7 protein-coding genes are annotated in these 8,273 nt (G+C 38.0%); 4 read left to right on the top strand and 3 right to left on the bottom strand.

Features of this window, described 5'->3' with window-relative positions; genetic code table 11:
* Positions 1 to 157 precede the first annotated feature (157 nt).
* The 3 genes from SFC32_RS07625 to SFC32_RS07615 all read right to left on the bottom strand — a co-directional run bounded on the left by SFC32_RS07625 (position 158) and on the right by SFC32_RS07615 (position 2,037).
* Complete coding sequence (locus tag SFC32_RS07625; protein WP_074964641.1) at positions 158 to 730, bottom strand: ECF transporter S component; 573 nt, start codon at positions 728 to 730, stop codon at positions 158 to 160.
* 88 nt (positions 731 to 818) lie between these two features.
* On the bottom strand, positions 819 to 1,358 hold the full coding sequence (gene coaC / locus SFC32_RS07620; protein ID WP_252520183.1) for a phosphopantothenoylcysteine decarboxylase: 540 nt from the start codon (positions 1,356 to 1,358) through the stop codon (positions 819 to 821).
* Positions 1,351 to 2,037 carry a phosphopantothenate--cysteine ligase gene (locus tag SFC32_RS07615; protein WP_411216645.1) on the bottom strand — a complete coding sequence of 229 codons (687 nt, stop codon included), beginning with the start codon at positions 2,035 to 2,037 and terminating at the stop codon, positions 1,351 to 1,353. The genes coaC and SFC32_RS07615 overlap by 8 nt, the downstream gene beginning before the upstream one ends.
* Positions 2,038 to 2,404: 367 nt before the next feature.
* On the opposite strand from SFC32_RS07615, the gene SFC32_RS07610 reads away from it, so the two are divergent.
* From SFC32_RS07610 to dapA, 4 genes are all read left to right on the top strand, one after another.
* Positions 2,405 to 4,075, top strand: coding sequence for a formate--tetrahydrofolate ligase (locus SFC32_RS07610; RefSeq protein ID WP_074867570.1), 1,671 nt, complete (start codon positions 2,405 to 2,407; stop codon positions 4,073 to 4,075).
* Between the two features lie 114 nt (positions 4,076 to 4,189).
* The gene (cls, locus tag SFC32_RS07605) at positions 4,190 to 5,779 is read left to right on the top strand and encodes a cardiolipin synthase (RefSeq protein ID WP_411050268.1); all 1,590 of its coding nucleotides are present in this window, start codon (positions 4,190 to 4,192) and stop codon (positions 5,777 to 5,779) included.
* 343 nt (positions 5,780 to 6,122) lie between these two features.
* On the top strand, positions 6,123 to 7,199 hold the full coding sequence (locus SFC32_RS07600) for an aspartate-semialdehyde dehydrogenase (protein ID WP_074601956.1): 1,077 nt from the start codon (positions 6,123 to 6,125) through the stop codon (positions 7,197 to 7,199).
* Positions 7,200 to 7,286: 87 nt separating this feature from the next.
* Positions 7,287 to 8,222: a 4-hydroxy-tetrahydrodipicolinate synthase gene (gene dapA, locus SFC32_RS07595; protein WP_074560168.1), complete on the top strand. Its 936-nt coding sequence runs from the start codon at positions 7,287 to 7,289 to the stop codon at positions 8,220 to 8,222.
* Positions 8,223 to 8,273: the final 51 nt, after the last annotated feature.

Here is an 8,273-nt window from a genome sequence, read left to right as displayed (position 1 = left end):
TTTCTAGTAAAAATTTAATATTAGTGAAAATATTGTTAAATCAGGCTTTTTGAGTACTTTTGTCTAGTTACGCAAACGTTTGTGTAAGGTAAAAATTAACCAATTTTTTAACTTCATGTGACTAAAAAAACCACGGTTTTCCCGTGATTTTCATTATTTATGCTCTGATTTTCTGTAATTTTGGAACAATTGCAAGCGTTAAAATAGCTGAAATAATCATCTCTGCAATCGCATTTGTACCAAAGACAACTGCAAGTAGTGCTTTGATATCTCCACTATACACATTTGCAAAGAGGAAGAAAATACCACCCAAAACAAAGATTGTATTTGTCATAGAACCAATAGCACCAGCGACAATGATACCAAATCTATTATGAATCCATTTGTAAACAAAGTATGGTGTGATACCAATCAAAATACGAGGTACCATGGCAACAATTAATGAAGAAAGATTACCATTTTCAACAAATGGAGAGAAGAGGTAACTTGTTGGTAGAAGAGTTAGAGTGTTTACTGTCACACTGATAACTCCCATTAAAGCACCAAGCGTAGCACCGATTCGTGGTCCGTAAACAATAGATGCAATGATTACTGGAACGTGAATAAGTGTCGGCTTGATTGGCACAGGCCAAAGGTTAAAGACAAGGCTTGTTAAGAAATTAATAACAAGCATGATAGCAAAGAAAATTGCAACTGTGGCAATATTACTTGCTGCTTTATTGTTTTTCATAACTCCTCCTAAGAGATGACTTTTTTGGCTTCTCTTTTGAAAGCCCAATACATTATACAAATTTACAGGTGTCTTGACAAGAGTAAAATTATAGACGTTTTTCGATATGCTCGATAATTGTGTCAAGTTCAGCCAGCGCACCGCGACCAAGATCTCCACAAGCTAAAAGGCTTGAACGTGGCTCAATTTCCTCATAACCGACCTCTTTTAAGATCGATAAATTACGCTGCGTTAAGGGATTTTCATACATTTTTGTGTTCATGGCTGGCGCAATTAATTTAGGTGTTTCAGCTGGCAAAGCAAGAGCAGTAGCTGTAACCATATTATCAGCTAAACCGTGTGCTAATTTTGCTAAAGTATTAGCAGAAGCAGGGGCAAGGATAAATAAATCAGCTTTTTTTGCTAATTCGATATGATTAACGCTCTTAGGATCCTCTTCGCTCATAACATCAAGATGAACAGTATTTTTTGACAAGACCTGAAGCGTCAGTGGCGTGATAAAATCAGTAGCAGCCTTGGTCATTAAAACATGAACATCATAGCCAAGTTTGGTTAATCGATTAGTTAAATCAGCTGCTTTATAGGCAGAAATACTACCAGAAACAGCTAATAAAATACTTTTAGACATGATTTGTCACCCTTTCAAAAATCAAGTTTGCAATAGCTTTTTTAGTGTCCGCTTCATAGACATGAGATTCATCTAGCAAATAAGCATGGTGCTTATCTCCCTTTATCTCAGTTAAATCATTGGCAAGAATATAGCGTGCTTTATTTTTTTGTAAACTCTCACGCGCAACAGCAAAAAGCTCGTCTTTGCTGACATTAACTAACAATTTAAAGCCAATTAAGCAAATATCAGGATTCCAAGTTTTCACTAAAGAAATCACTTTTGGTGTTTTTTTCATAAAAAGCACTTGGTAGTCTTCTTTAGAAGAAATCTTAGATTCTGTATTTTGACGATTTAGCAAATCCGAAACGTGTTCAGCCTGTTCAACTTCATTAAGATCTGTCATATAAACAGGCGTATAATCAGACACCGCCATGCTATGAATAAAGACATCATGCGTTTTGACAAGTGGTTCAAGTGTTTTTAGCAAACTATCAACATTCGTAATAGTATGTACTGTTAGTAACGGATGGTCTACTGGTTTAACAGCTTCTTTAGTTGTAACCAAAGTTACCTGATACCCTTTTTCTAAAAAAACTTCAGCGATATATTTTCCTAAAGTTCCTGTAGCGTGGTTAGTAATGCCACGCACAGAATCTATCTTCTCGGTTGTTCCACCGGATGTTATTAAAATTTTCATAGCCTTATTTTACACAAAAACATTTTTTTCGTAAATTGTTTGACACACTTTTAATTTAGAAAATACCTATTTATCTCAAATTTTTATCTAAAAACGAACAATAACAACCTCTTCTCCTGAGAAGTTTGAAGAATAAAACAATTGATTTCAATGGTTTTCAAAACGAACAATTGCTAATGAATTCTGTTATTTCAAGGGTTTTAAAAACGTTCTTTGTTATAGTAAATAACTATAACAATTAATAAAAAAAGTTGTTTCACAACGATAAAACACGAACATTAATAATTATTTTAATAAATATCGTGCGTTTTTAAAAAAGTGTGTTATAATGTTTTTATCAATCAAAAAATATCAGAGGAGAGTCCCCGTGAAATCAGATATCGAAATTGCACAAAGCGTTGAGCTTAAACCAATTACAGAAGTTGTTGAAAAAGTTGGTATCACATTTGATGATATTGAACTCTATGGTAAATATAAAGCAAAATTATCATTTGATAAAATCAAATCTGTTCAAGAAAATAAACCAGGTAAACTTGTCCTTGTCACAGCTATCAACCCAACACCAGCTGGTGAAGGTAAATCAACAATGTCTATCGGTCTTGCTGATGCGTTGAATAAAATCGGCAAAAAAACAATGCTTGCTCTTCGTGAACCATCACTTGGTCCTGTTATGGGGATTAAGGGTGGTGCCGCAGGTGGTGGTTACGCTCAAGTTCTTCCAATGGAAGATATCAACCTTCATTTCACAGGTGATATGCACGCTATCACGACAGCAAACAATGCCCTTTCAGCAATTATCGATAACCACATGCACCAAGGAAACGAATTAGGTATTGACCAACGCCGTATCATTTGGAAACGCGTCGTCGACCTTAATGACCGCGCTCTTCGCCATGTCACTGTCGGTCTTGGTAGCCCAGTTAATGGTATTCCTCGTGAAGATGGTTTTGATATCACAGTTGCTTCAGAAATCATGGCTATCTTGTGTTTGGCAACAGATATCAAAGACTTGAAAGAACGTTTGGCAAATATCGTGGTTGCTTACCGTTACGACCGTACACCAGTTTACGTGCGTGACCTTAAAGTAGAAGGTGCTTTGACTCTTATCCTTAAAGATGCTATTAAACCAAACCTTGTTCAAACTATCTATGGAACACCAGCCTTCGTTCATGGTGGACCATTTGCCAATATCGCACACGGTTGTAACTCTGTTCTCGCAACAACAACAGCTCTTCACTTAGCTGATTACACAATTACAGAAGCTGGTTTTGGTGCTGACCTTGGTGCTGAAAAATTCCTTGATATTAAAACACCAAATCTTCCAACAACACCAGATGCTGTGGTTATCGTCGCTACAATTCGTGCTCTTAAAATGCATGGTGGCGTAGCTAAGACTGATCTTGGTGAAGAAAATGTTGAAGCTGTTCGTGCTGGATTTGCTAACCTTAAACGTCACGTCGAAAACGTCCGTAAATTTGGTGTTCCAGCAGTTGTTGCCATCAATGAATTCGTAGCAGACACAGAAGCTGAAATTGCTGCACTTAAAGAACTTTGTGCCGAAATCGATGTTCCAGTAGAACTTGCTAGCGTTTGGGCAAACGGTGCTGACGGCGGGGTTGACCTTGCTAAAGCCGTTGTTAATGCCGTTGAAAATGGCAATGCCAACTACAAACGTCTTTACTCTGATGACGATTCACTTGAAGAAAAAGTCACTAAAATCGTTACTGAAATCTACGGCGGTAACAAAGTTATCTTCGGCAAAAAAGCTAAAAACCAATTGAAACAATTTGCTCAATTTGGTTGGGACAAATTGCCAGTATGTATGGCTAAAACACAATATAGCTTCTCTGACAATCCAACCCTTCTTGGAGCACCAGAAGGCTTTGATATCACAATTCGTGAATTTGTTCCAAAAACTGGTGCTGGATTCATCGTTGCTTTGACTGGTGATGTGATGACAATGCCAGGACTTCCTAAAAAACCAGCAGCGCTTAACATGGACGTTGCTGAAGATGGAACAGCTATCGGATTGTTCTAATAAACTTACCACTAAAAGGTCGGCTTTTGCCGGCTTTTTCTATTTTTCCAGAAAAAAGCAGCCAGTAAAGTATGATATAATAGAAGTAAATGAAGAAAAAATGATGTGGAGGTTATGATTATCGACAATAAAAGCACTAATAAAATCAAAGCATTACGCTTATTAGATAAAAGCCGACGCAGTTTTCTTCGAGGAATTTTTAGTCGGACAACTGTCATTTCTATCTTGTTGATCTTGCAACTTTTGTTCATCATTGCATCATTTGCTTGGCTAGATCACTATCGTATTTGGGTCGCTATGATTGAACGTGCTCTTGCCATTGCAACTGTATTATATCTTGTAAACAGTGAAATGGACGCTCTATCACGTGTGACTTGGCTTATTCTGGTAATGATTGCCCCTTTGTTAGGGTCACTTTTTCTCATTTATACCAAGCTTGATTGGGGTTATCGCGGTCTCAAACTTCGAATGAACCATTTGGTTGATGCTAGCAGCCAATATTTGCAAGATAATTTGGAAACATTGAGAGTTTTGAAAAGCAACACGTCGACGACCTATCATCTGGTTCAGTATTTTGACCGTAGTCGCGGTGACTTTCCAGCTTATCAAAATACCGAAGTGACTTATTTCCCAAGTGGAGAAAAGTTTTTTGAAGAACTAAAAAAACAATTGCTCAAGGCTGAAGAATACATTTTCATGGAATTTTTCATCATTGCAGAAGGTAAGATGTGGGGTGAAATTCTACGAATTCTAGAGCAAAAAGTCAGGGAAGGAGTGGAAGTCCGTGTCCTCTACGATGGCATGATTGAATTTTCAACCTTATCTTTTGATTACACACAACGCTTAGAGAAAATTGGTATCAAAGCCAAAGCTTTTTCACCAATTTCACCTTTTATCTCAACTTATTACAATTACCGTGATCACCGAAAAATCATTGTGATTGATGGTAAAGTAGGTTTCACCGGCGGAGTGAACTTAGCTGACGAGTATATTAACAAAATCAATCGTTTTGGTCATTGGAAAGACACCGCACTGATGCTTGAAGGTGAGGCAGTTGACAGTTTTTTAGTACTGTTCTTACAAATGTGGTCAATCACTGAAAGACAAATGGTTGTCAAACCTTACCTTGCTAAGCATGATAAAAAACGAAAAGCAAATGGTTATGTTATTCCATATGGTGATTCGCCACTTGATACCGATAAAATTGGTGAGAATGTTTATATTGATATTCTTAACCACGCCAGAGAATACGTCTACATCATGACACCTTATCTCATTCTTGATAGTGAAATGGAGCATGCGCTTTGTTTTGCCGCGGAACGTGGTGTAGATGTGCGAATTATCATGCCTGGAATTCCAGATAAAAAAGTTCCTTATATGCTGGCAAAAACTTACTTTAGCAAACTCATGCGCTCAGGTGTTAAAATCTATCTCTACACACCAGGATTTGTCCATGCTAAAGTCTTTATCAGCGACGACAGTAAAGCAGTAGTAGGAACAATTAATCTAGATTATCGTAGTTTGTATCATCATTTTGAATGTGCGACATACATGTATAAAGTGGATGCCATTCGTGATATTTACGATGACTGCATTCAAACCATGCGAAAAAGTAAACGCGTCACTCAAGAGACGCTTGATAGCCGACCAACCCATGAAAAACTCATTGGATTACTGGTCAAAACCATCGCACCGTTGATGTAGAAACAAAGTATTTGCAAATCTTGCCTTCTATGGTATACTAGGAACATGCGATGAGCCGAATTAACTCGATTTGAGAGTTTATTTGCGCAGGAGGGGGTCATTCTAGTTCGACTAGAAACGCAGGAGCGGACTTTGGCAATCTGTGTGAACCTTTTTGCCACATTCATTTTTGAATGCCTCATATCCCTACCAATTTTGGTGGGGATTTTTTTGTTGTCAAAATATTTTTAAAATTAAATAAAATTCAGACTTTTCTTTTGAGTTAAAAAATTGTATAATGTAGCTACTATAAATTTTTAGAAAATTGAGAATAGTATTCTATTTTCCAGGAAGAGGTATTGAAATGGGCTATACAGTCGCTGTCGTTGGTGCCACAGGTGCCGTTGGAACTCGCATGATTCAACAATTAGAACAATCAACACTCCCTATTGACAAAGTACGTCTTTTGTCATCTTCACGTTCTGCTGGGAAAGTTTTGAAGTATAAGGGACAAGATGTTACTGTTGAATTAACAACTGAAGATTCATTTGAAGGCGTTGATATTGCTCTTTTCTCTGCAGGTGGTTCTGTTTCTGCAAAATTCGCTCCATACGCTGTTAAAGCAGGAGCAGTTGTTGTCGATAACACATCTTATTTCCGTCAAAATCCAGATGTGCCACTTGTCGTACCTGAAGTCAATGCTCACGCTTTAGATGCTCACAATGGTATCATTGCTTGTCCAAACTGTTCAACTATCCAAATGATGGTTGCTTTGGAACCCGTTCGTCAAAAATGGGGCTTGAGCCGTATCATCGTCTCTACTTACCAAGCTGTTTCTGGTGCTGGTCAATCAGCTATCAATGAAACACTTCGTGAAATCAAAGAAGTTGTTAATGATGGTGTTGAACCAAAAGACGTTCACGCTGACATCTTGCCATGTGGTGGTGATAAAAAACACTTCCCAATCGCATTTAACGCTCTTGCACAAATCGATGTCTTCACCGATAATGACTACACTTACGAAGAAATGAAAATGACAAACGAAACTAAGAAAATCATGGAAGAGCCTGAACTTCCAGTTTCTGCAACATGTGTTCGTGTGCCAGTTCTTTTCTCACACTCAGAATCAGTTTACATCGAAACAAAAGAAGTAGCTCCAATCGAAGAAGTGAAAGCAGCTATTGCTGGATTCCCAGGCGCAGTTCTTGAAGATGATGTTGCTAACCAAGTTTACCCACAAGCTGCTAACGCTGTGGGCAAACGCGAAACATTTGTTGGACGTATCCGTAAAGACCTTGATGTTGAAAATGGTATTCACATGTGGGTTGTTTCTGATAACCTTCTTAAAGGTGCTGCATGGAACTCTGTTCAAATCGCTGAAACACTTCACGAACGCGGTCTTGTCCACCCAACTAAAGAGCTTAAATTCGAACTAAAATAACAACTCAAACCAGTTTCTTTTAGAAGCTGGTCTTTGAGCATTTTTAATCAAACAGGTATAAATTCTTAGATAAAGAGGGAGAGTATTATGTCTATTGAAGATTTAAGAGATGTTAAAATCATCACCGCGATGATTACCCCATTTAACGAAGACGGTTCAATTAACTTTGACGCACTACCAAAATTAATTGAACATTTGCTTGCACATCACACAGATGCTCTTTTGCTTGCTGGAACAACTGCTGAAAGTCCAACTTTGACACACGATGAAGAATTGGAACTTTTTGCTGCAGTGCAAAAGATTGTTAAAGGTCGTGTGCCATTAATTGCTGGTGTTGGTACCAATGACACCCGCGATTCTATCGAATTTGCGCGTGAAGTTGCTGCATTTGGTGGTTTCGCTGCTGGTCTTGCCATCGTTCCATACTACAACAAACCATCACAAGAAGGCATGTATCAACACTTTAAAGCTATTGCTGATGCTAGTGACCTTCCAATCATTATCTACAACATTCCTGGACGTGTTGTTGTCGAAATGACACCAGATACAATGTTACGCTTGGCAGAACACCCAAATATCATCGGTGTTAAAGAGTGTACAAGCCTCGCCAACATGGCTTACCTGATTGAACACAAACCAGATAATTTCTTGATTTATACTGGTGAAGATGGTGATGCTTTCCACGCTATGAATTTAGGTGCTGATGGGGTAATTTCTGTTGCTTCTCATGTTAACGGTGATGAAATGCACGAAATGCTAACTGCTATTGAAAACAGCGATATCAAGAAAGCTGCAGCTATCCAACGTCAATTCATTCCAAAAGTTAATGCTTTATTCTCATATCCAAGTCCAGCACCAGTTAAAGCCGTGCTTAATTATCTTGGATTTGAAACTGGACCATTACGTTTGCCTTTGGTTTGCTGTCCACCAGAAGATGCTAAACGTATCATCGATGTTGTTATCGATGGAGATGTGGAAGCAACAAAAGAAACCGTCAAAGGTGTTTTGCGTCCTGATTATTAATTTTCCTATTAACGATATAAAAAGCCAGAGATTCTGTTTCTCTGGCTTTTT

The organism is Streptococcus sp. TATVAM-FAB8, from assembly GCF_046592795.1.
Taxonomy (GTDB): domain Bacteria; phylum Bacillota; class Bacilli; order Lactobacillales; family Streptococcaceae; genus Streptococcus; species Streptococcus ruminicola.
Note: the sequence above shows the minus strand (reverse complement) of the source record. Positions and strands in the feature narration are given on the sequence as shown.

Bases quoted from the DNA above. Each gene is read 5' to 3' on its own strand.
- dapA (WP_074560168.1), top strand. From the start codon at position 7,287: ATGTCTATTGAAGATTTAAGAGATGTTAAAATCATCACCGCGATGATT.
- coaC (WP_252520183.1), bottom strand. From the start codon at position 1,358: ATGTCTAAAAGTATTTTATTAGCTGTTTCTGGTAGTATTTCTGCCTAT.
- SFC32_RS07625 (WP_074964641.1), bottom strand. From the start codon at position 730: ATGAAAAACAATAAAGCAGCAAGTAATATTGCCACAGTTGCAATTTTC.
- SFC32_RS07600 (WP_074601956.1), top strand. From the start codon at position 6,123: ATGGGCTATACAGTCGCTGTCGTTGGTGCCACAGGTGCCGTTGGAACT.
- SFC32_RS07615 (WP_411216645.1), bottom strand. From the start codon at position 2,037: ATGAAAATTTTAATAACATCCGGTGGAACAACCGAGAAGATAGATTCT.
- cls (WP_411050268.1), top strand. From the start codon at position 4,190: ATGATTATCGACAATAAAAGCACTAATAAAATCAAAGCATTACGCTTA.